The sequence below is a fragment of the Flavobacterium sp. genome, from assembly GCF_044377315.1.
Classification (GTDB): Bacteria; Bacteroidota; Bacteroidia; order Flavobacteriales; family Flavobacteriaceae; genus Flavobacterium.
The window spans coordinates 14,538-37,019 of record NZ_JBILJG010000009.1; the positions used below are offsets into that span (position 1 = coordinate 14,538).

A 22,482-nucleotide genomic window follows, 5' to 3' on the forward strand; every position below is an offset into this window, starting at 1 on the left:
TATTAAATGAAACTAGTAGCTCCACATATCTTGCTCGAAATCTCGAATTTTGCTCTTAACCCTTTCAGATTCAAGTAATTGATTTTGAGCATTGTCTTTCATATACTTATCAATTCTTCTATCACCATACACGTTTTCTTCTTGGTAAATAACTGCATTAAATCTTCTAGAATTTAACAATCTATCAAAAGAGAAAGGCATTGCTGTATTTCTATCGTTAAATGCGTACGCATTATGCAAAACCTCTCTTGCTGATGGAAAGTAAACCCAAAATAATTCAATATAATCTTGCTCTTCAGCACCAATAGTATAAACATCAGGGGTTACTGGACATATACCTAGAAGTCTATATTTTAATTCACCTTGACGCTTATCAAAATACCAAAAACCTTTTATTTTATAATCTGAAACATCATAAGCAGACAAATCTATTTTAACAATATATTCAGGAGAAATAGGTAAACCAGCATTTAATTGCTCTCTACCTGGATTAGTAGTATCAATTTTAGTTAAAGAAGCTTCGATATCTTTTAAAGATTTTTTGGAATTAAAATAACTATCAGTGTATACCTCAGTAATTTTACCTTCTTTCATAGCTTTAGTCAATACATCATATAAAGAACGTCTGTCTTTACCAATGTTTGCACTATCAACAGGATAGTAAAAAGGAAAATTGATTCTTTCATCAAGGTCAATTATTTCCCAAGTAGTTTTCCCCATCAATACATCTCTGTCGTGCACATATCCATAAGCAAGTGGATTGTCATTATCAGATTTTAATTGAGCTTCTGTTTTTTTACCAATTTCGTCAGGCGTTTTTGCATTAAGCAAATTTGACTGAGCGAAAGTAGTTAAACTTCCAAAAGTTATTGTTAAAGCTATTACTAAATTTTTAATTTTCATCTTTATAAGATTTGTAAGTTATTTAAGTAAACGTAAAACTTAAATTATTATTGTATTTCGTAAATTACAGGAGAAGTTTTTTGCAACATTAAAGTAGATCCGACTAATTTAGTTTTAATTTCAGAAATTGTTACCTGATCACCTTTACTAGCTTTAGATAAAACTGCAGCACATTGTGAATTAATTTTATTTCCTTGAACTACAACTGTTGGTTGTCCAGAAATTTTAAAATTGAAACCAACTACGTTTAATGAAACTTCAAAATCAAAATCTAACATCTTTGCTCCTACAGTAGAAACCATCAAACTTGACTTTGGTCCTTTAACAACCCCATCTTCACCTCTAACAGTTCCAGCTGGTGCAGGAATACCTTTAATTCTAAAAGTTTTTTTATCAGAAACCGTTTGACCATTTGGAAGCTTACCAGTTACAACAATAGTTGTTTCAGTACCAGCACCTGGACTCATATTATACTTACCTTTTTTACCAGCTGGAGATAAACCAGGCGCAGATGCAGAAACTTTATCTTCACCTATACCAGCAAAAGATACAGATATTGGGTTAACAACACCACGGTAAACAACATTCATTTTGTCAGCAGAAATTGTAGCAGAATTTGGTCTTGGAACAACAACATATTTACCTTCAAAAGGCAAAGGAATTGTCTCACCATCTTGAACAAAAGTAAATTTACCATTTATTGATTGTTCTCCAACAGCACCAGCAGTCATAGATATAATAGCTTGACCGTTAACAATTTTACCAGGACCCTGAAAAGAGGTTGGTTTGGTATTTTCATCATATTTTCCTAAAACAACTTTTCCGGTAACTTGTTCTCCTTGAAAATAAGCACTTTTGTCAAGAACAACCAATGCGGTAAAATTCTTCATAGAAGAAGCCTCAACAGCAGCTTTACCTAATAGAATACTAAAAACATCAGCTTCAGCTTTCTTAACATCATTTTGAAATGAAGTAAGCTTAGCAAGAGAGGCAATTGAAGGAAAACCTTTAAAATGGTATTCTAAATATTTAATAGCTACACCTTCCCTATTTTTAACATCTGTAGTCTTAAATTTAGTAGTGATTTCTGAAAGAACTCCATTCAATTTAGAATTACTTCCGATTACCGCTTTCATATCGGTAACATATTTATTAAAATTAGTAATAAATTCAGTTCCTTTAGGAGTATAACCTTCTCCATTAAAAAACATCTGATCAATAACATCCGCTTTATCCATAGACTCATAAGGCATTTTTCCAGTTTCTTTATCAACTTCAACACCTTTAGTGATTTCAGATTTGATAGAACCTACATAATCATAAAAGCTTTTAGTCAAAGAAGATACTTTTTTAGCATCAACTGCAGCTTGGGTAAAGTGAGAATCTTCACTTGCTTTTTTTACTAAAGCGGCTAACATACCGTCATTTGTGCTTTGAGCAGATATATTAGCTGCATCAAATTTTTCATTCATCAATCCAAAAGCAGACAAAACTTCTTTGGACATATTCATTGCTAACATCGCGATGAAAACCAAGTACATCAGGTTAATCATCTTCTGTCTAGGGGTTAATTTTCCTCCTGCCATTTTTTCTTAATTAGTTTGTTAATAATTTATATAGTTAAAAAACTAATTTTATTGTTTATTACTCATTGCAGAAAGCATTCCACCATAAACATTATTCAATGAAGATAAGTTAGATGTTAATGATTGCATTTGATCTTTTAATTTCAAGTTATTTTCAGCAACTTCGTTGTTTATTTGAGCATTTCTTGAAGCGCTTTCTAATTGCACTTTGTATAAACTGTTTAATGATTCCATTTGTGCAGCAGCTGTAGATAATTCTTCAGCATATTTTCTTTGTCCTGCAATAGAATCAACCGTTGGAGAGATTGCTTTTGCAACACCTTCAAAGTTTTTTATACTATTTCCTAAGCTTGACATTAATTCACTATCAATTTTAGCTTCTTTTAGCATCGCATCTAGCTTTTGTGAAAGCATCCCTTGCGCATCTTCTTTTGGAGCTTTCTTTTTAGCTTCACCACCTGCTAATTCTGGATATACCAATGACCAGTCTAATTCGTTATCTACAGGTTCAAACGCTGATAAAGCAAAGATTAATGCTTCAGTTAGAAGTCCAATAGAAAGCATTAAAGTTCCTGTTAAAGGACCTAACTCAAAGTGCGTAATTTTGAATAATGCTCCAACGATTACAACCGCAGCTCCCATACCGTATGCAAAGTTCATTGCTTTTTTGCTTAATAATGCCATAATAATAAAAATTTTTTTGTTAGTTTAATTTAGGTTTGTTAATATAATTATCTCCTTTTATTAGTAGAAGTAATGTTTGTTCCCATGTAATCTTGAACAGTTCTAAAGCCAATATAACTTCTTGCTGTATCTTGGTATTCGAAATCTCTTGTACTCACCTGTAGCATATAAGCAACATCTTTCCATGAACCTCCACGAACCACTTTACGTTTATTTTTGTTATCTTGAACATTTGGATTCATAGTAGAAACATATTCATAAGCACTTGCATCATAAGCGGAATCAGTCCACTCAGCAACGTTACCTGCCATATTGTATAAATTATAACCATTAGGATCATATGATTTTGCCTCTACAGTATATAATGAATTATCTGCTGCATAATCACCTCTATTTGGCTTAAAGTTTGCTAAGAAGCAACCTCTATCATTTTTTGTATATGGACCTCCCCATGGGTAAGCTCCAGATTGTAAACCACCTCTAGCAGCATATTCCCATTCTGCTTCAGTTGGTAACCTGAAAGTGTTTATCAAGTCTCTGCCTTTTGTTTTTTGCTTAATAAAAGTATTTTTCTTTAAAGTTCTCCAAGCACAAAACGCTTTAGCCTGAGTCCATTTAACACCAACTACAGGATAATCACCATATGCTTGGTGCCATAAATAGTCATTATGCATTGGTTCATTATATGAGTAAGAGAAATCTTTAACCCAAACAGTAGTATCAGGATAAACTTCAACCTGTTCATTTTTAATAAAGTCTTTTCTTTTTCCAACTTTAGCTTTTGCAGCTGCTTGAATATCCATCCAAGAGTATCTGAATTTCAATTTAGAAACATCTATAGTTCTCAAGCCATTAAATGATTCAGCAATTGGCACATACATACTATCCATTACTTCAACATAGTAAGCATCCGGATATTTAGAAGTATCAGTAACTAATTTTACTTTTCTATTTAATTTTCTACCTGCATAAGGATCTTCACTTGTGCCAATACTATAATAGTTTTCATACATATACTTATCATAGGGTGTCATTTTTTCTGGTTCTGCATCATTAAATGCAAAGTCCCCAATACTTCCGGTAGATTTACCACTTTTACCACCGCCCGCAGTAGCACCACCACCACCAACTTCATCAGCCATGATTGCTAAACGAACACGAATGGTAGAATCTTTTACCCATTCTACAAACTCGCGATACTCACTATTAGTAATTTCAGTTTCATCCATATAAAAAGAACGAACTGTAACAGTTTTAGTTGGAGCATCACCAATATTAGCCAAATCGTCATCTGATTTACCCATAATATATGACCCTCCTGGAATCAAAGACATACCAAATGGCTTCTCTGGATACCACTTTCTTCCTTTAGCTCCTACTAACTCGCCTTTATCTCCTGATCCGCCGCAGCCTACCAAAAGAGCTGAAAATAATGTAAATGCAATGAATTTCTTCATATAATTTTGGGTTTTTATTGTATTCATAATTTGAGGGCGTAAACCTATTTATTATTTTTTAAAAAAACAATTATTCTAATAAATTTATTTTCATGCACCAAAAGTAGAATTAATTATTAAAACTAAAAAATATTTTATCGATAAAATGCGAAAAAAAACCGATAATTCTACAAAAAAGCCGTTGAAAAACCTTATCTTTAAACACTTTGAGATTTTATAAAATACCTAAAAACTACTTATGTCATATTCTTTCTTTGAAATTTCCACCATCTTTCTGGAAATTCATGGTTACATGCCTGTAAATATTCTTCATAAGAACATGGTAATAACGCTTGTTTTTTTGTTTTATTGTTTGAATTTGAAATTTGTTGCGGAATTTCTAACCACCATCTTTCTGTTTTATTACTTTTATAAAATATTAACTCTTCTTCATCAAACGGGATAATATATCTTAAATAATTTTCTTTGCTTCCAAATGGATATTCATTTGAACGATAATTAAAGCCTTCAATAAAGTACCATAATATTTGTGAAATCAAAACAGCTTCTTTTTCACTACTATTATGATTAAAGATTCCGAACAAAGAAACCTTATCGCTAATCCCTGAATATCTTGCTAGAGCACAAATTTCTTTACCGTCAAACCCATTAGGCTGAAAGAAACTGAAATTACCAGAATCTGATGACTTAACCGAAGACAAATCTATACTTACACAATCTGCATCTCTAAAAACAGGTTCAGCTAATGCTATATTATTAGAAATATCACCTAATCTATAGGCGTCGAAAAACATTTTTTCAATCAAATCGATTTCTTCTTGTGAATTATAATAAGTTTGAAAACCAACATTTGTATAATTAAACAAATTGTTTGGTTCATCGATAACAATTTTAGACAAATACGATTCTGCAGAAACGGTATCTTCTTGTTTTCCAAAATCAAATTTATTATCAATAGTAACTAAATTTACCATTTGATCTAAATTATCATAACTTCTGTACAAAGAATAGGTCAAATCTTGAGAGCCACCGATTATTATAGGTGTAATTTTTCTCTTTATTAATTTAGAAATAATACTTTGTAAAGCATAATAAGTATCTTCAATTGAATTTCCTGCATTTATATCACCTAAATCAGCAATAGAAGACAACCAATTACCTGGGTAAAGCGAATAGAATTGTTTTCTAACATAAGTCAAATTCACTTCATCATTCAACTTATTATTTCCTCTATTATCAAGAACACCAATAATTGCAATCTGAACTTTATCAATATCTGGAAAACTCTCATCCGAATGAAAAACAACTTTGCTCGCTAAATGTTGCGAAGAAAGATTTTTTAATTCGATAAGCAAATCAGTATCTATTGGTTCAAGAAAATCAAATTCCATTTATTATTTCTTTTTTACTGTAGTTTTTTTGGCTGCTGGTTTCTTAGTGGCTGCTTTTTTTGCAGGAGCTTTTTTAGCTGGCATTTTTTTCTGAATCATTTCTTGCACTTGCGCCAAAGTTAATTTAGAAGCATCAATATCTTTACTAAGTTCTATTTTGATTTTTCCTTTGGTGATTTCACTTCGTCCCCAGCGTGCTTTTTGAACCAAAATTCCTTCAGCTTCCCAGTTATGAATTACTTTATCAATGTTTTTTTGAAGTTTATCTTCAATCAATTCGGCAACGTCTGATTGTGAAAGATTATCAAAATTATATTTCTTGCTAACATTTATGAAAATTCCGTTCCATTTGATGAATGGCCCGAAACGACCAGTCCCTTTTTGAACAGGTTCATTTTTATAAATTGCTATTGGAGCATCCGCTTGTTCTTTTTCACTAATTAAACCTTGAGCTGTTTCCAAAGTCACATCGATTGGATCCATTCCTTTTGGCAATGAAATAAATTGTTTTCCAAAACGAACATACGGCCCAAATCGACCATTATTAACTTCAATTTCTTCTCCTTTATATACACCCAAATTTTTTGGAAGTAAAAATAAATTCAAAACATCTTCTAAGGTTATATTTCCAATATTCTGATCTTGGCGTAAACTTGCGAATTGTTTATCCTCATCTTCGGCTTCTCCTATCTGAGCCATTGGCCCAAACTTTCCTAAACGAACTGAAACTTGTTTTCCTGTTTTTGGATCTTTCCCTAAAATTCTTTCACCACTTTCGCGATCTGCATTTTTTTCAACATCTTGAACATTTGGATGAAAATGAGAATAAAATTCATTCATCATTTTTGACCATTCTATATTTCCTTCGGCAATTTCGTCAAAATCTTGCTCAACTTTTGCTGTAAAATTATAATCTAAAATAGTTTCAAAATTTTTAACCAAAAAATCCGTTACGATTGTACCAATATCAGTTGGAACTAATTTCCCTTTATCGGAACCAGTATTTTCTTTAAGAACTTTATCGCTAACTTGGCCTGATTGCAATGTTAACTGTGTATATTTTCGTTCTTGACCTTCAAGATTTCCTTTTTCCACATAATTTCTATTGATAATGGTAGAAATAGTTGGAGCATAAGTTGACGGACGACCAATACCTAATTCTTCAAGTTTTTTTACCAAAGAAGCTTCAGTGTATCTTGAAGCTGGTCTAGAATATCGCTCGGTTGCAGTAATATTATTGTTTTGAAGTTTTTCGTTAAGCTTTAAGGCTGGTAACATTCCCTCTTGTTCATCATCATCATCGTCATGACCTTCTAAGTAAACTTTTAGAAATCCTTCAAACTTTATAACTTCACCAGAAGCCGCAAAAACTTCGCTATGATTGTTGGCTTCAATTTTAACATTTGTTCTTTCTAATTCGGCATCGCTCATTTGAGAAGCTAATGTTCTTTTCCAAATTAAATCATATAAACGAGCTTGATCTCTATCAATATTAACTGTATGTCGAGACATATCTGTTGGACGAATAGCTTCGTGAGCTTCTTGAGCACCTTTACTTTTGTTTGCAAAAGTTCTTGGTTTTGAGAACTCTTTTCCATACGACTTAATAATTTCAGCCTGAGCTGCATCAATTGCTTCTTTGGAAAGATTGACACTATCAGTTCTCATATAGGTAATTAAACCAGCTTCGTACAAACGTTGTGCTAACTGCATAGTAATTCCAACTGGCAAATATAATTTACGAGCTGCTTCTTGTTGTAAAGTAGAAGTTGTAAATGGACCAGCAGGTGTCTTTTTGGTAGGTTTGGTTTCTAAATCGGCTACCTTATATATAGAACCAATGTTTTTATTTAAAAAATCTTCGGCTTCTTTTTTAGTGGAGAAATTTTTTGGCAATTTAGCTTTAAATGATCTTCCTGCTTCGTTTAAAAATTCTGCAACGACTGAATAACTTGCTACAGCTTTAAAATTTTGGATTTCGCGTTCTCTTTCAACAATAAGTCGAACAGAAACCGATTGCACTCGGCCAGCGGAAAGACCACCTTTAATTTTTCTCCATAAAACAGGAGACAATTCGTATCCAACCAATCTATCTAAAACTCTTCTTGCTTGTTGAGCGTTTACTAAATTATAATCAATTTCACGAGGATTATCGATTGCTTTAAGTATTGCATTTTTGGTAATTTCGTGAAAAACAATTCTTTTGGTTTTGTTTTTATCTAATTTTAATTCTTCTGATAAATGCCATGAAATAGCTTCTCCTTCTCGATCCTCATCGGATGCTAACCAAACCATATCGGCATTTTTAGCTAACGTTTTCAATTTGCTTACCAGCGCTTTTTTGTCGGGCGAAACTTCATATTTGGGTTTAAATCCATTTGCAACATCTACTCCAATTTCTTTAGAAGGCAAGTCGGCAATATGCCCATAACTTGATTCTACTTGATAATCACTTCCAAGAAATTTTTCGATTGTTTTTGCCTTTGCTGGTGACTCTACGATAACTAAATTCTTTGCCATATCACATTTGTTTGTTCGGCAAAAGTAGAAGTTTTTTTTAAATATTGTGTTTTTAATCGAAAATTTGAGTTTTTTAACGATAAGTTAAGCCTTATTTATTAGAGATTAAAATAATCTTATAACAGATCAAATTCTAAAAACTTTTGTTAAATCACATCTGCCATCTTGTCAGATTTTATAATTTAGTATTATCTTTGCCAAAGAATTTGACTTATGGAAAAGATTATTGAAGAAAACAAACAAGGACAAAGTTTAGTTCTTGAAACTAAAAAAGAAAACACCAAAAAACTTTATATTGAAAGTTATGGTTGTGCTATGAATTTTTCTGATAGCGAAATCGTGGCTTCTATTTTAGTTAATGGCGGTTACAATACAACACAAATTTTAGAAGAAGCCGATTTGGTTTTGGTAAACACTTGCTCAATAAGAGACAAAGCAGAACAAACCATTCGAAAACGATTGGAAAAATACAATGCTGTCAAAAGAGAAGTAAATCCTAAAATGAAAGTCGGTGTTCTTGGCTGTATGGCCGAGCGATTGAAAGAAAAGTTTCTTGAAGAAGAAAAAATTGTCGATTTGGTTGTTGGTCCAGATGCTTACAAGGATTTGCCAAATTTATTAGCCGAAGTTGAAGAGGGTCGTGATGCTATAAATGTAATTTTATCCAAAGAAGAAACTTACGGAGATATTTCGCCCGTAAGATTAATGAGCAACGGAATTACCGCATTGGTTTCAATCACACGTGGTTGTGATAATATGTGTACGTTTTGTGTTGTGCCATTCACTCGCGGTCGTGAACGCAGTCGTGAACCTCAAAGTATAATGACAGAAATTCAGGATTTATGGAGTCTAGGATTCAAAGAAATTACACTTTTAGGTCAAAATGTGGATAGCTATTTATGGTATGGTGGCGGATTGAAAAAAGATTTTGACAAAGCAACCGATATGCAAAAAGCTACAGCCGTTGGTTTTGATCAGTTACTAGAAATGGTTGCAGTAGCTTTTCCGAAAATGCGTATCCGTTTTTCTACTTCAAATCCGCAAGATATGCATGAAGAAGTTTTACATGTAATAGCCAAACATCCAAATATTTGCAAGCATATTCACTTGCCTGTTCAGTCGGGAAGCAATCGTATTTTAAAAGAAATGAATCGCTTACATTCTCGCGAAGAGTATATTGAATTAATCAATAAAATCAATACTATCATTCCAAACTGTTGCATAACACAAGACATGATAGCTGGTTTTCCTACAGAAACCGAAGAAGATCATCAGGACACTTTGAGTTTGATGGAGCGTGTGAAATATAGTTTTGGATACATGTATGCTTATTCAGAAAGACCAGGAACACTAGCTGGCAGAAAAATGGAAGATGATGTGCCAGAAGAAACCAAATTTAGAAGATTACAAGAAATTGTCGATTTACAAAGAAAACACAGCACTTTTAGAACACAGGAATTCTTAGGACAAACAGTAGAAGTTTTAATAGAAAAAGAATCCAAAAAATCACCAAATGATTGGGCTGGAAGAAATTCGCAAAGTATCACAGTAGTTTTTCCAAAAGAAAATTACAAAATTGGAGATTTCGTAAATGTAAAAATAACCAATTGTACTAGCGGAACTCTGATTGGTGCAACAGTTGGTTACAGTGAAATGAATTAAAAATTTTGCCACAGATTCACAGATTGTAAATATTAAAAAAATCTTTGAATCTGTGGCAAAAATAAAAGAATGAGATTGCCTCTCTTTACGAAATAAATATGGAAACAGTACAAAGTATAAAACAACGATTTGAGATTATTGGAAACGATCCAAAGCTCAATCGCGCAATAGAAAAAGCTATTCAGGTTGCTCCTACTGATATTTCGGTTTTGGTGGCTGGTGAAAGCGGTGTCGGAAAAGAAAATATTCCTAAAATAATTCATTCGCTTTCGCATAGAAAACACGGAAAATACATTGCCGTAAACTGTGGTGCCATTCCAGAAGGAACAATAGACAGTGAGCTTTTTGGACATGAAAAAGGTGCCTTTACAGGCGCAACAGGAACTCGTGAAGGTTATTTTGAAGTAGCCGATGGTGGAACAATTTTTCTTGATGAAGTTGGAGAATTACCATTGACAACACAAGTGCGATTGCTTCGTGTTCTTGAAAATGGCGAATTTATTAAAGTGGGGTCCTCCCAAGTTCAAAAAACCAATGTTCGTATTGTTGCTGCAACCAATGTCAACTTATTTGACGCTATCGAAAAAGGGAGATTTCGTGAGGATTTGTATTATCGTTTGAGCACAGTTGATATTACTTTGCCGCCGCTTCGTGAACGAAAAGACGATATTCATTTGCTTTTCAGAAAATTTTCGGCCGATTTTGCTCATAAATACAAAATGCCTCCATTAAAATTAGATGAAAATGCAGTTCAAGTTTTGCAAAAATTCAGATGGAGCGGAAATATTCGTCAATTGAGAAATGTTGCCGAACAAATTTCTGTTTTAGAGACTAATCGCGATGTTTCTGCCAATACACTTTTATCTTATTTGCCACAAGAAGGAAACAATTTGCCTTCGGTTATAAGCGGAAAAAAAGCGGAAAATGATTTTTCTACCGAAAGAGATATTTTATACAAAGTGCTTTTTGATATGAAAAGTGATTTGAATGATTTGAAAAAACTTACGCTCGAATTGATGAAAAACGGTTCGGCAAAAGTTCAGGAAATCAATACCAATTTGATTCAGAAAATTTATGGTTCAAACGAAAGTGAAATTTCATTTGAAGAAGAACCAAGAACTGCTGTTTATAAACCTGAATATAAAGCACAAAACGAAGAAGACGATTTTCAAGAAAACGATGATAATTACCTTTTTGCAGAAACAGTTGAAGAAGAAGAGATTCTAAAATTAGAACAAAAAGAAATCGAACTAATAAAAAAATCATTAGAAAAAAACAAAGGAAAAAGAAAAGCAGCTGCCGATGAATTGGGTATTTCGGAAAGAACTTTGTATAGAAAGATAAAACAATTTGATTTGTAAAAGAATTATATTCTAAAATTGTACTTTTGAGGCTGGAAGATGGAAGAAATTTGAATACTAAATTTATGAGAAAAATATATTTAATACTCGCCACTATTGGCTTGTTTTCGATAAATAGCTGTTCGGTTTATAATTTTACAGGAACAGGAAAAATTGATGCCAAAACATTTCAGGTAAATTATTTTCAGAATAATGCAGAAATTGTGCAACCTGGAATCGAAAGAACTTTTACCTTGCGCTTACAAGACTTAATTCAAAATCAAACCAATCTTAACCTGATTAGTTCTGGTGGCGACTTACTTTACGAAGGTGAAATTGTAGATTTCAGAATCACGCCAATGACTGCAACTGCCGACATTAAAGCCGCACAAAACAGAGTTACAATTGCCGTAAATTTAAGATATAGCAATAAAAACAAGGATACAGACGATTTTGAAAAAAGATATTCTTTCTTTTATGACTATCCTGCCTCTTCACAATTAATAGGAAGAGAATTAGACAATGCTCTAGAAGAAATTTTTGAAAGAATTACACAAGATATTTTTAATGATACACTGGCTAAATGGTAATTTATTTTCATAATTTTACAGCTTTAAATTAAAATATGACAACCTCGGAAATTACAACTTTACTCAACAAACCATTTTTTGTCAATGATAAACAAACATCGGCGTTGGAAAATGTTGTACAAGAGTTTCCCTATTTTCAACCTGCTCGTGCACTTTATTTAAAAGGATTATATAATCAAAATAGTTTCAAATATAATTATGCTCTAAAAGTTACTGCTGCACACACAACCGATAGAAGCGTTTTGTTCGATTTTATAACTTCTGATGAGTTTATAACTATTAATGAAGAAAAAAAATCTGCAAATGAAACCGAAATTTTAGAAATTCAAGTCGAAAATAGCGTTGTGGTCGCTCCATATAAAATTGAACAATCAATTATTGATTCTATAAAAGCCTCTGGAAACGAGATTGAAGAAAATGAAGAAATTTTAACAGTTGCTGATCCCGTCTTTGAAATAGCAAAAGAAAACTTAGAAATAGGAAAACCACTTGAATTCTCCTCAAAAGAGAAATATTCTTTTCAGGAATGGCTGCAATTGGCAAAGGTAAAACCTATAATTAGAGAAGAAAATACAATGGCAAGCGAAATTTCTGAAACTGATATAGAAAAACAAAAAAAAAATGAGTTAATCGATAAATTCATTGAAGCCAATCCAAAAATCCCACCAATTAAATCAAATACTTCTGTCTCAGCCTTTATTTTCGAGCCTTCAAAAGAAGATAATTCCTATTTGATGACCGAAACTTTAGCACGCGTTTATCTGGAACAACATAAATATCAAAAAGCAATTCAAGCTTATGAAATATTAATTTTGAAATATCCAGAAAAAAGTAGTTTCTTTGCAGACCGAATTTTAGATATTAAAAATTTACAACAAAATAATACATAACAATGAGCACATTTTCAATTTTTTTAGTTCTTATAACTATAGTTAGTTTTTTATTAATCATCGTCATTATGGTTCAAAATCCTAAAGGAGGTGGTTTATCTTCTTCTATTGGTGGATCACAAATGCTTGGTGGGGTTCAAAAAACAACTGACTTTTTAGACAAAAGCACATGGACATTAGCATCTGTATTAATGGCATTAATTTTATTATCAAGTTTGAGCTTTACAGGTTCATTAAGCGATTCAGATTCTAAAATAATTGATACTACAGAAGCTCCTGCGCCAGCTAAAACAAATACGCCAGCAGAAAAAGCACCAACTTCAACTGCTCCTGTTGCTCCTGTAAAATAATATTCAAAAATAAATAAATTGAAATGCCAGCCTGTCAAAGCTGGCATTTTTTTTGGCAAAATGTCAGTTTTTAAGTGTTGGCATAATTTCTGAAATAACGAATGTAACAATTAAATTATAACTTAATTAAAATATATTGATTATGAGTTTAAACATTAAACCTCTTTCAGACCGAGTAATAGTTGAACCAGCTGCTGCCGAAACGCAAACAGCTTCTGGAATTATCATTCCTGACACTGCCAAAGAAAAACCTCAAAAAGGAACTGTTGTAGCAGTAGGAAATGGAAAAAAAGACGAACCAATGACTGTAAAAGTTGGCGATAGCGTTCTTTATGGAAAATATGCAGGGACCGATCTAAAATTTGACGGAAAAGATTACTTAATCATGCGTGAAGATGATATTCTAGCAATAATCTAAATTTTGTTTCAAGTTTCTGGTTTCAAGTTTGAATCCTGTAAATAAAACTTTAAACATTAAACAACTTTAAACATTAAACAAAAATTAAAAATGGCAAAAGATATAAAATTTGATATTGAAGCACGTGACGGATTAAAACGTGGCGTTGACGCATTGGCAAATGCAGTTAAAGTAACTCTTGGACCAAAAGGTCGTAATGTAATTATTGGAAAATCATTTGGTGGACCAAACGTTACTAAAGATGGTGTTACCGTTGCAAAAGAAATTGAATTGAAAGATCCATTGGAAAATATGGGCGCTCAAATGGTTAAAGAAGTAGCTTCAAAAACTAACGATTTAGCTGGAGATGGAACTACAACTGCAACCGTTTTGGCACAAGCAATTGTAAAAGAAGGATTGAAAAACGTGGCTGCTGGTGCAAACCCAATGGACTTAAAGCGTGGTATTGATAAAGCTGTTGAAGCAATTGTAAAAGATTTAGGAAAACAAGCTCAAGAAGTTGGTTCTTCATCAGAAAAAATCAAACAAGTTGCCTCTATTTCTGCTAATAATGATGAAGTTATTGGTGATTTAATCGCTACTGCTTTTGGAAAAGTTGGAAAAGAAGGTGTAATTACTGTAGAAGAAGCAAAAGGAACAGAAACTTATGTTGATGTTGTTGAAGGAATGCAATTTGATAGAGGTTATTTATCACCTTATTTTGTTACAAATCCAGAAAAAATGAATGTTGAATTAGAAAATCCATACATTCTTTTATACGACAAAAAAGTTTCTTCACTTAAAGAATTATTGCCTGTTTTAGAACCAGTTGCTCAATCTGGAAAACCATTATTGATTATTGCAGAAGATGTTGATGGTGAAGCTCTATCAACTTTAGTTGTAAATAAACTTCGTGGTGCCTTGAAAATTGCAGCTGTAAAAGCTCCAGGTTTTGGTGACAGAAGAAAAGCAATGTTAGAGGACATCGCTATCTTAACTGGCGGAACTGTAATTGCAGAAGAAAGTGGTTACACACTAGAAAATGCAACATTAGAAATGCTAGGAACTGCCGAGAAAATTGCAATTGACAAAGACAATACAACTATCGTTAATGGCGCAGGAAATGCAGATTTAATTAAAAATAGAGTAAACCAAATCAAAGGTCAAATGGAAACTACGACTTCTGATTATGACAAAGAAAAATTGCAAGAGCGTTTGGCTAAATTAGCTGGTGGTGTAGCCGTTCTTTATGTTGGTGCCGCTTCTGAAGTGGAAATGAAAGAGAAAAAAGACCGTGTTGACGATGCCTTACATGCAACTCGCGCCGCTGTTGAAGAAGGAATTGTTGCTGGTGGTGGTGTTGCGCTTTTAAGAGCTAAAAATGCTTTAGCATCGATAAAAGCTGACAATGCTGATGAAGCTACAGGAATTCAAATTGTTTTCCGTGCAGTTGAATCTCCATTGAGAACTATTGTTGAAAATGCTGGCCTTGAAGGTTCAGTAGTAGTAGCAAAAGTTTCTGAAGGAAAAGGAGATTTTGGTTATAACGCAAAAACGGATGAATATGTTGACATGCTAAAAGCTGGAATCATCGATCCTAAAAAAGTAACTCGTGTAGCACTAGAAAATGCAGCATCTGTTGCTGGAATGATTCTAACTACAGAATGTGCTTTAGTTGAAATTAAAGAAGAAAACGCAGGTGGTGGAATGCCAATGGGTGGCGGAATGCCAGGCATGATGTAAATCTAAGTACGAGTTACAATATACGAAGTACGAAGTACGAAGTTAAAAATAAAAAAATCCGTCTTGTTGCAGAACTAGACGGATTTTTTGTACTTCGAATTATTTTCTATTCATCTAAATGAACTTTTTTCTTTATAAACTTTAAAATTACTGGCAAAGTCGTTACCAATACAATACCAATTACAATATATTCGATATAATGCTTCAAATCTATTTGATACTCATCAAGGAAAAACTTATACAAATAATGACCCGCAAAAATCAATGAAAATGACCACAAAAAGGCACCAACAACATTAAAAAACATGAATTTTTTCTTATCCATTCCAACAATACCAGCTATTACAGGAATAAAAGTTCTTACTATAGGAATAAATTTTGCAAAAAGAACGGCTTTACTTCCATGATTTTCAAAAAAGTTTTGAGCGTCATATAAATATTTCTTTTTAAAAATAAAATTATCGGGGCGTTTGAATAAATAATTTCCACTTTTTTGTCCATACCAATAGCCAAACATATTTCCAAAAATACCCATAAGCGAAATTAATGTTGCTAACAAGGTAACATTAAGAAAATCGCTTCCTAATGAAAATTCTCTCATTAATAATTCACTGTATATTCCGCAAAGAAATAACAAACTATCACCTGGTAAAAAGAAACCTGCAAGCAAGCCAGTTTCGGCAAAAATGATAAATAAAACGACGTATAAACCTATTTTAATACCACCAAATTCTAATAGAATATAAAATTCAGGGTTGATGAGTTGTTTCCAATCAAAGTTTGTCATAAAAAATCTGAGTATTATTTTAGAGCGTGAAAGTAATTATAATTTATTTGATTTAGTAATCTTACTTGATTTTTTGACTTAAATATAACATATTTTTATTCTTTATAAAAAATCAAATTTTGCAATAATGATACTGAAATAGTATGATTCATATCATCACTTCCTGATATTGAATTTAATAGCTGATTTATATAGACAATTTCTAAAAGCATAGTGTTTCATTTCTCATTTTGTAATTATATCAAAATAATAAAACAACTAACTTTATTTTCTTTCATATTGACAACAACCATGGAGTTTAGCATATTCTTCATCTGTTGCTTTTACGTTATATGTATCATGACCAACTTTTGCAACTGCTTTTTCAACATCTATCAAAGAACATTTTGATTCATTAATTATTAGATGTAAAGTATGATCGTCTATATGCCATTCAGCACTTTTAACACCTTTTACTAAGTAAGCAGCTTTCTCAATACGTTTTTTGCACATTTCGCAGTTGCCATTGACTTCTATATCATAATTTGCATTTTTATTCTTTTTTTCTTGTGCTTGTGTTGAAAGTGTTACAAACAGTAACATCATTCCAAAAATTATATTTTTACTCATGATTTTATATTTATTTATTTTGTATTCGTGAATCTTCGATTTCATTTTTTTTAACTTTATTGTTATTGAATTTGAATTTTGATATTTTAATTGTAATTGACTTATTTGATTTTAAAACGTAACCCTGCATAAAACATTTGACCAAAAACAGGCGCATAAACAATTGATGTGTCAAAATACATACCAAAAGGATTGTGATCTCCTAAAATTGCATTAGTTTGTCTATAATTTCCAATATTTTCTGCTCCAAAATACATTTCAAATGTACTTGATTGCTGTAAAGTTGCTTGCAGATTCAAGGTTGAAAATGAAGGTGAAAAATTAGGAAATCTATCTTCAACAGGATTGGCACTAGTTGTTGGTAATTGTTGTTTACCAAGCCAGTTAATTGTTGCATCAAATCGCCATTGTTGCCCTTCATCGCTTATATGAGTTTCATATTCAATATTTCCAAAAAAACGATGTTTTGCTTGCAATGGTCGCTGAAAAGTACCAGAAAGATAATCGGTTGCAATGTCATAATACTTGTAAGCCGTTCTCAAATTAAGATGCTTTATAATTTCCAAATTAAAATCAACTTGCAAACTATTGGCATACGAACTTCCTTTTAAATCATAAAACAAAACCTGTTGCGAACTTTGCATAACATCAACTACTATTTGATTCTGGAAATCGGTTCGATAAAAATCTATTGTAAAATCTGCATTTTTTTTAAAAAATTTGAAATTTTGCGAAAAACTTAAACCATAGTTCCAAGCAATTTCAGGGTTTAATCCATAAACTTTTCCGTTAGAATCTATAATTGAAAACACTCTTGAACTAGCAAAAAGATTCTGATTTTCAGCATAAATATTAGCTGCGCGCTTTCCTCGTCCAGCAGAAAATCTGAAAACCGATTTTTCCCAAGGGTTATATTTTACGTGCAATCTTGGTGTAACAAAAACCCCTAACCTATTGTGATAATCAATTCGACCACCAAGTGTGTAACTAAACTTATCAAGGTTATCAAAATTATATTCAAAAAAAGCACCAACCGAATTATCAATTCTACTCACATTTTTTAGATTAACAAATTCGGCATATTTGTCATAAGTATAATTCAATCCAGTTGAAAATTTATTCATCGTATTATTGATGATTGAATTAAAAATTAAATTGGAATAATAACTCTGTTGTTTAATATTATACTGATTTAAACCAAAATAAGAATCTTGGTTATGATTGCTAAGAGCGTTCTGAAAACCAATACTTTGATATGGCATTTCTTTGAAAACATAGCCGATTTTTGAAGTAAAGTCCAGTCGTTCGGTATTTATTTCTGAACCCCAATGATTGGTTGTCAATTTGTCTAAATCTGGATTAAAATCATATTCGCCCGTTTGTTTTTCATCGTTCATAAATTTAACATTGAAAAAAGAAGTCCAACCCGTTTCAGGATTAGAATACTGCCAACGATTGGTAAGATTTACCTGTTTGCCAAGTGGATTATCTAGAAAATGGTCTTTATTCATATCGTTTTTCAAAACACGTGTATTTCCGTGAAGAAATAAACTTGTTGCCCATTTATCAGATATTTTTTTGTTGAAATGCGTATTCAATTCATATCTCGAATCGGTTGAACCATAAACATTTAAAAAAAACGGAATATCGTTTAATGGTTTTAGCAATTCGGTATTTATTTGTCCGGTGATGCTTTCATACCCGTTTACGACACTTCCTGCACCTTTTGTAATTTGGATGCTTTCAACCCAAGTTCCTGGTGTAAATGACAATCCGTAAGCTTGTGAGGCGCCACGAACCGACGGAATATTTTCTTCGGTAATCATCAAATATGGGCTGGTCAAACCTAACATTTTGATCTGTTTGGTTCCAGTTAAAGCATCCGAAAAATTAACATCGATTGATGGATTGGTTTCAAAACTTTCGGCAAGGTTGCAACAAGCCGCTTTTAACAATTCCTTGCTCGAAACCAAGGTAGTGTTTGAAGTAAGCGATAATGATTTTTTAATTCCTTTTTGCTTTTTTTCTACCTTTACTTCCTCTAAATTTTCTTGAGAAAAAGCAATTGTTGTAAAAAGCAGTATTGCGAAAAACGCATATTTTTTCATGTTTTAAAATTTTAATATTTATAATAGTTGTAACTAATTAAATATCAAAATTTAACCAAAAAGCGTAAATTGACAATAGAGTTTGTAGTATGGTGGCGCATTAGCATCGCAATAGTAAGTAACGTTTTGATTTAGTACAGTTTTAGGTAAAAAAACAAAATCAAAAGAGTTTAAATCCTGAATAAAAAAAACCGATTGTAAGTCGAAAGAAAAAGTTTTAATAACTACTTTCTCTGTTTTACTTTCAAGCTTTACTTCTTTATCCGAACAACATTTTTTATGAGTTGTTTGTTCTTTTGCACAGCAAGATTTTGTTTCTTTTACAGGCATCTGCTTCGCCAGTTCGCTATTGCTCGTGTCACAAACTTCTTCTTTTGAAAAAACAGAAGAAATCGCGGCAATTTTCCCTTCGCAATAATGCACATTAAAAGCCAATCCCGAATTGGAAACCAAAACAAAAAATGCTAAAAATAAACTTATGTGCTTTTTAAACTGCATGAGGCAAAGTTATGAAAAAGAATGGATTGAAATCATAAATAAATGTTATTTCATCTTTTTTTGATAGTAAAAAGCTGGAATAAAAAGAATTAGAAAAATTGGTTGAATAATGAAACGTCTTAAATAGAACAACGTCATTTTTTCGGCAGGAAAGAAATTCAGCGTAAAAAAGAAGCTTACCATCAAAATAATTCCAAAAATTGAAAACAAGAAAATAGAAAACTTGATGATTTTATTATCTTTAAAAATAACGTACAACAACGCCAACGAAATCATTGAATTAAGATAAAATCGAAATCCTAAACTCAAGAATAACTTTATTGGATTGTTTTGTGGCAAAGATAAATTAGAATATTCACCTTTGAAATAATCTAAAAAAGGATCGTAAAAAATAGTATTCTCAAAAGCTCTTATAGCTATTAAAAATACTACTAAAAATACTCCAACACCAACTCGTCCTTTATTTTTCAAAAGATTTTTTAGCATAAAACGAAAATTTATTAACCCAAATAATCCAAAGCAAAAACACGGTTCCGTATATCAACAATGGAAACAAAACACCATGAAGAAACTCTTTATAATCAGGGAAATGGTACATTAAAACAACCAACAAAGCAATTCGAGCAATGTTTAAAGTATGAATTACAATTATTCCAAAAAGAATATATACTAAAGTGTGATTTATTTTTCCAGAAAAAGCAATAATAAAACTGATAAATAAAATTAAAACGCTTAGTCCGTTACAACCTTCAATAACTCTTGCAATCCATTTTTGATTGTAGTTTAGTTTTATACTTGGCTCAGTTGGATGTTTCATAGTTTTTACATCACAATCAAAAAACAAAAGCAATTTTTCTGTTTGATTAGAAACCACTTGTGTGAATCCATCAACTTCATGATTTTTAACATCAAAACTAGTCAAATAGCTTTGGTAAATAAAAGACAAAATCAAATAACTGATTAAGAATTTACCCAAAAACAATAAAAAAGGTTTGTATTCGATTAAATAATGCTTCACTAGAAAATTTTTAACAAATTTATATATTTTTAAGTTGGGTTAATTAAATACTTTTGTCAAAATTTAAAAAAATGACATTTCAAGAACTAAAACCATTGATAAGTACAATTGTTGCAAAAGAAGCTTTTTCAAAAGAAGAAAAACTACAAGAAATATGCAATTTATTAAAAAATGAAATTAGCTATTACGATTGGGTTGGCTTTTACTTTGCCAATCACGAAGCTAAAACCTTGCATCTTGGTCCTTATGCTGGTTCAGAAACAGATCATACTGTAATTCCGTTTGGAAAAGGAATTTGTGGTCAAGTAGCCGTTTCTAATCAAAATTTTGTAGTTCCTGATGTATCAGCACAAGACAACTATATTGCTTGTAGCTTTACGGTTAAATCAGAAATTGTTGTACCGCTTTTCGTAAATGGGACTAATATTGGTCAAATAGATATTGACAGTCATGTTCTTGACCCATTTACCAATGAAGATGAAGTATTTTTGGAATTTGTAAATCAAGAAGTTGCGAAGTTATATTAATATTTTTATCTAATATGAAATTCCAAAAAATAGTATTTGTACTAATTCTTTTTAATTTGCAGATGTTTTCTCAAAAAATATTTGACAAGATAATTTATGTTGACTCTTTAGGATACGAAACAATAAAAGAAAAGTGTAAAATTTATAGAGTAATTGAGGAATACTATAAAGAAAAAAGCATCTATAATGTTAAAGAATATTATGCAAGTGGCAAAATTCTTAAAGAAGGAAAAACTTCTGCAAAAGATTTCTTAAGAGAAGAAGGAGAATTTATTTATTACTACGAAAATGGAAATAAGCAATCTGTACAAAATTATATCAAAGGAAATAATGTCGGTAAAATATTTTTTTGGTACGAAAATGGAAATAAAAAATTAGAAGGTGAATGTTTTGAAGTCAAAGAACAATCAAGTTTCAGTAAACTTGCAATATACCAGTATTGGGATTCTAATAATGTTCAAAAAGTAATTAATGGTAATGGAGAATATTTTAATGACGATGAAGATTCATTTTCAAGTGGTTTTGTTAAAAATGGAGATAAAAATGGAATATGGATAGGTACTGATAAAAAACGAAAAATAACCTTTAAAGACAATTATGAAAATGGAGTTTTTATTGCTGGCATTAGCATAGATTCATTAAAAAATGAACACTCTTATAAAAAAATATATACTTCACCAGAACCAAAAAAAGGAATTAATAACTTTTACAAATACATTACAAAGAAATATAATGTATCGAAAAGAATATTTAAAGAACAATTAATAATACTTAGTTTCAACGTTGATAAGATTGGTAAATTATGCGATTTTGAAATTGTACAAGGTATTAATCCTGAATCTGATAATGAGGCTATACGAGTAGTTAGCGAATATGACAACTGGATCCCTGGCGAATATAGAGGCATTAAAATGAAATTCGCACATAAAATCCCTATTAAAGTTCAACCTGCAAAATAATTCGTAATTCATAATTTGTAATTCATAATTATTTTTTACATTTGCACACGAATTAGGAAACGCCTAGTTCATACATAATAATCATTTAAAGAATATTGGCATGTACTTAACTAAAGAAGTTAAAACCGAAATCTTCGCTAAACACGGAGAAGCAACAAACACAGGAAAATCTGAAGCACAGATTGCCTTGTTTACATTTAGAATCAATCACTTAACTGAGCACTTGAAAAAAAATCGTCACGATTATAATACAGAGCGTTCGTTGGTAAAGTTGGTAGGTAAAAGAAGAAGTCTTCTTGACTACTTAAAGAAAACCGAAATCAACAGATATCGTGAGATTATAAAAGTATTAGGAATTAGAAAATAATTCAAATATAAAGAGGTGCTCACGCGCCTCTTTTTTTTTAATAAAAATAGAATATCCATTAGGGTTAAGAATAAAAAAAGTATAGTTTTTCATTGG

General features: G+C 31.6%; 22 protein-coding genes. 10 read left to right on the top strand and 12 right to left on the bottom strand.

The window, feature by feature from the left end; genetic code table 11:
- Positions 1-12: 12 nt before the first annotated feature.
- The 6 genes from gldN to topA form a co-directional block, all read right to left on the bottom strand.
- Entirely contained in the window at positions 13-903 is an 891-nt protein-coding gene (gene gldN, locus ACIQ66_RS04190; RefSeq protein ID WP_396211552.1) for a gliding motility protein GldN, read from the bottom strand.
- A 47-nt stretch (positions 904-950) separates the two neighbouring features.
- Entirely contained in the window at positions 951-2,489 is a 1,539-nt protein-coding gene (gldM, locus tag ACIQ66_RS04195; protein WP_396211553.1) for a gliding motility protein GldM, read from the bottom strand.
- Positions 2,490-2,537: 48 nt separating this feature from the next.
- Positions 2,538-3,173, bottom strand: coding sequence for a gliding motility protein GldL (gldL, locus tag ACIQ66_RS04200; RefSeq protein WP_396211554.1), 636 nt, complete (start codon positions 3,171-3,173; stop codon positions 2,538-2,540).
- 47 nt (positions 3,174-3,220) lie between these two features.
- Positions 3,221-4,630, bottom strand: coding sequence for a gliding motility lipoprotein GldK (gene gldK / locus ACIQ66_RS04205; protein ID WP_396211555.1), 1,410 nt, complete (start codon positions 4,628-4,630; stop codon positions 3,221-3,223).
- Positions 4,631-4,866: 236 nt separating this feature from the next.
- A complete protein-coding gene (locus tag ACIQ66_RS04210) occupies positions 4,867-6,021 on the bottom strand; it encodes a formimidoylglutamase (protein WP_396211556.1) in 1,155 nt (384 codons plus the stop codon).
- 3 nt (positions 6,022-6,024) lie between these two features.
- Entirely contained in the window at positions 6,025-8,541 is a 2,517-nt protein-coding gene (gene topA / locus ACIQ66_RS04215; protein ID WP_396211557.1) for a type I DNA topoisomerase, read from the bottom strand.
- A 213-nt stretch (positions 8,542-8,754) separates the two neighbouring features.
- On the opposite strand from topA, the gene miaB reads away from it, so the two are divergent.
- The 7 genes from miaB (at position 8,755) to groL (ending at position 15,513) form a co-directional block, all read left to right on the top strand.
- Positions 8,755-10,203: a tRNA (N6-isopentenyl adenosine(37)-C2)-methylthiotransferase MiaB gene (miaB, locus tag ACIQ66_RS04220; protein ID WP_396211558.1), complete on the top strand. Its 1,449-nt coding sequence runs from the start codon at positions 8,755-8,757 to the stop codon at positions 10,201-10,203.
- Between the two features lie 98 nt (positions 10,204-10,301).
- The gene (locus tag ACIQ66_RS04225; protein ID WP_396211560.1) at positions 10,302-11,564 is read left to right on the top strand and encodes a sigma-54 interaction domain-containing protein; all 1,263 of its coding nucleotides are present in this window, start codon (positions 10,302-10,304) and stop codon (positions 11,562-11,564) included.
- Positions 11,565-11,629: 65 nt separating this feature from the next.
- Positions 11,630-12,133 (top strand): LPS assembly lipoprotein LptE, encoded by a 504-nt coding sequence (gene lptE / locus ACIQ66_RS04230; protein ID WP_396211561.1) that lies wholly within the window; start codon positions 11,630-11,632, stop codon positions 12,131-12,133.
- Positions 12,134-12,168: 35 nt separating this feature from the next.
- The gene (locus ACIQ66_RS04235) at positions 12,169-13,023 is read left to right on the top strand and encodes a tetratricopeptide repeat protein (RefSeq protein WP_396211562.1); all 855 of its coding nucleotides are present in this window, start codon (positions 12,169-12,171) and stop codon (positions 13,021-13,023) included.
- A gap of 2 nt (positions 13,024-13,025) precedes the next feature.
- Positions 13,026-13,373 (top strand): preprotein translocase subunit SecG, encoded by a 348-nt coding sequence (secG, locus tag ACIQ66_RS04240; protein ID WP_396211563.1) that lies wholly within the window; start codon positions 13,026-13,028, stop codon positions 13,371-13,373.
- 142 nt (positions 13,374-13,515) lie between these two features.
- Positions 13,516-13,791, top strand: coding sequence for a co-chaperone GroES (groES, locus tag ACIQ66_RS04245; protein ID WP_396211564.1), 276 nt, complete (start codon positions 13,516-13,518; stop codon positions 13,789-13,791).
- 90 nt (positions 13,792-13,881) lie between these two features.
- The gene (gene groL / locus ACIQ66_RS04250; protein ID WP_396211565.1) at positions 13,882-15,513 is read left to right on the top strand and encodes a chaperonin GroEL; all 1,632 of its coding nucleotides are present in this window, start codon (positions 13,882-13,884) and stop codon (positions 15,511-15,513) included.
- Positions 15,514-15,619: 106 nt separating this feature from the next.
- Here the strand turns inward: groL and ACIQ66_RS04255 are convergent, their stop codons facing one another.
- The 6 genes from ACIQ66_RS04255 to xrtF form a co-directional block, all read right to left on the bottom strand.
- Positions 15,620-16,300: a DedA family protein gene (locus ACIQ66_RS04255; RefSeq protein ID WP_396211566.1), complete on the bottom strand. Its 681-nt coding sequence runs from the start codon at positions 16,298-16,300 to the stop codon at positions 15,620-15,622.
- 264 nt (positions 16,301-16,564) lie between these two features.
- Entirely contained in the window at positions 16,565-16,954 is a 390-nt protein-coding gene (locus tag ACIQ66_RS04260) for a heavy-metal-associated domain-containing protein (protein WP_396211567.1), read from the bottom strand.
- A 56-nt stretch (positions 16,955-17,010) separates the two neighbouring features.
- On the bottom strand, positions 17,011-19,017 hold the full coding sequence (locus ACIQ66_RS04265; RefSeq protein ID WP_396211568.1) for a TonB-dependent receptor plug domain-containing protein: 2,007 nt from the start codon (positions 19,015-19,017) through the stop codon (positions 17,011-17,013).
- Between the two features lie 51 nt (positions 19,018-19,068).
- Positions 19,069-19,515 (bottom strand): HYC_CC_PP family protein, encoded by a 447-nt coding sequence (locus ACIQ66_RS04270; protein WP_396211569.1) that lies wholly within the window; start codon positions 19,513-19,515, stop codon positions 19,069-19,071.
- 45 nt (positions 19,516-19,560) lie between these two features.
- Positions 19,561-20,001, bottom strand: a complete 441-nt coding sequence (locus ACIQ66_RS04275) for an exosortase F system-associated membrane protein (protein ID WP_396211570.1) — start codon at positions 19,999-20,001, stop codon at positions 19,561-19,563.
- The gene (gene xrtF / locus ACIQ66_RS04280) at positions 19,976-20,533 is read right to left on the bottom strand and encodes an exosortase family protein XrtF (RefSeq protein ID WP_396211572.1); all 558 of its coding nucleotides are present in this window, start codon (positions 20,531-20,533) and stop codon (positions 19,976-19,978) included. Before xrtF ends, ACIQ66_RS04275 begins: the two co-directional genes overlap by 26 nt.
- Before the next feature lie 71 nt (positions 20,534-20,604).
- Here xrtF and ACIQ66_RS04285 point away from each other — a divergent pair, with 71 nt between their 5' ends.
- The 3 genes from ACIQ66_RS04285 (at position 20,605) to rpsO (ending at position 22,386) form a co-directional block, all read left to right on the top strand.
- Entirely contained in the window at positions 20,605-21,060 is a 456-nt protein-coding gene (locus ACIQ66_RS04285; protein ID WP_396211573.1) for a GAF domain-containing protein, read from the top strand.
- Between the two features lie 14 nt (positions 21,061-21,074).
- On the top strand, positions 21,075-22,019 hold the full coding sequence (locus ACIQ66_RS04290; protein ID WP_396211574.1) for a toxin-antitoxin system YwqK family antitoxin: 945 nt from the start codon (positions 21,075-21,077) through the stop codon (positions 22,017-22,019).
- A 100-nt stretch (positions 22,020-22,119) separates the two neighbouring features.
- Positions 22,120-22,386, top strand: a complete 267-nt coding sequence (gene rpsO, locus ACIQ66_RS04295) for a 30S ribosomal protein S15 (protein WP_396211575.1) — start codon at positions 22,120-22,122, stop codon at positions 22,384-22,386.
- The last annotated feature ends 96 nt before the right edge of the window (positions 22,387-22,482 follow it).

Coding starts and splice junctions, on each gene's coding strand:
- gldN (WP_396211552.1), bottom strand. CDS start 903: ATGAAAATTAAAAATTTAGTAATAGCTTTAACAATAACTTTTGGAAGT.
- gldM (WP_396211553.1), bottom strand. CDS start 2,489: ATGGCAGGAGGAAAATTAACCCCTAGACAGAAGATGATTAACCTGATG.
- gldL (WP_396211554.1), bottom strand. CDS start 3,173: ATGGCATTATTAAGCAAAAAAGCAATGAACTTTGCATACGGTATGGGA.
- gldK (WP_396211555.1), bottom strand. CDS start 4,630: ATGAAGAAATTCATTGCATTTACATTATTTTCAGCTCTTTTGGTAGGC.
- ACIQ66_RS04210 (WP_396211556.1), bottom strand. CDS start 6,021: ATGGAATTTGATTTTCTTGAACCAATAGATACTGATTTGCTTATCGAA.
- topA (WP_396211557.1), bottom strand. CDS start 8,541: ATGGCAAAGAATTTAGTTATCGTAGAGTCACCAGCAAAGGCAAAAACA.
- miaB (WP_396211558.1), top strand. CDS start 8,755: ATGGAAAAGATTATTGAAGAAAACAAACAAGGACAAAGTTTAGTTCTT.
- ACIQ66_RS04225 (WP_396211560.1), top strand. CDS start 10,302: ATGGAAACAGTACAAAGTATAAAACAACGATTTGAGATTATTGGAAAC.
- lptE (WP_396211561.1), top strand. CDS start 11,630: ATGAGAAAAATATATTTAATACTCGCCACTATTGGCTTGTTTTCGATA.
- ACIQ66_RS04235 (WP_396211562.1), top strand. CDS start 12,169: ATGACAACCTCGGAAATTACAACTTTACTCAACAAACCATTTTTTGTC.
- secG (WP_396211563.1), top strand. CDS start 13,026: ATGAGCACATTTTCAATTTTTTTAGTTCTTATAACTATAGTTAGTTTT.
- groES (WP_396211564.1), top strand. CDS start 13,516: ATGAGTTTAAACATTAAACCTCTTTCAGACCGAGTAATAGTTGAACCA.
- groL (WP_396211565.1), top strand. CDS start 13,882: ATGGCAAAAGATATAAAATTTGATATTGAAGCACGTGACGGATTAAAA.
- ACIQ66_RS04255 (WP_396211566.1), bottom strand. CDS start 16,300: ATGACAAACTTTGATTGGAAACAACTCATCAACCCTGAATTTTATATT.
- ACIQ66_RS04260 (WP_396211567.1), bottom strand. CDS start 16,954: ATGAAATCGAAGATTCACGAATACAAAATAAATAAATATAAAATCATG.
- ACIQ66_RS04265 (WP_396211568.1), bottom strand. CDS start 19,017: ATGAAAAAATATGCGTTTTTCGCAATACTGCTTTTTACAACAATTGCT.
- ACIQ66_RS04270 (WP_396211569.1), bottom strand. CDS start 19,515: ATGCAGTTTAAAAAGCACATAAGTTTATTTTTAGCATTTTTTGTTTTG.
- ACIQ66_RS04275 (WP_396211570.1), bottom strand. CDS start 20,001: ATGCTAAAAAATCTTTTGAAAAATAAAGGACGAGTTGGTGTTGGAGTA.
- ACIQ66_RS04285 (WP_396211573.1), top strand. CDS start 20,605: ATGACATTTCAAGAACTAAAACCATTGATAAGTACAATTGTTGCAAAA.
- ACIQ66_RS04290 (WP_396211574.1), top strand. CDS start 21,075: ATGAAATTCCAAAAAATAGTATTTGTACTAATTCTTTTTAATTTGCAG.
- rpsO (WP_396211575.1), top strand. CDS start 22,120: ATGTACTTAACTAAAGAAGTTAAAACCGAAATCTTCGCTAAACACGGA.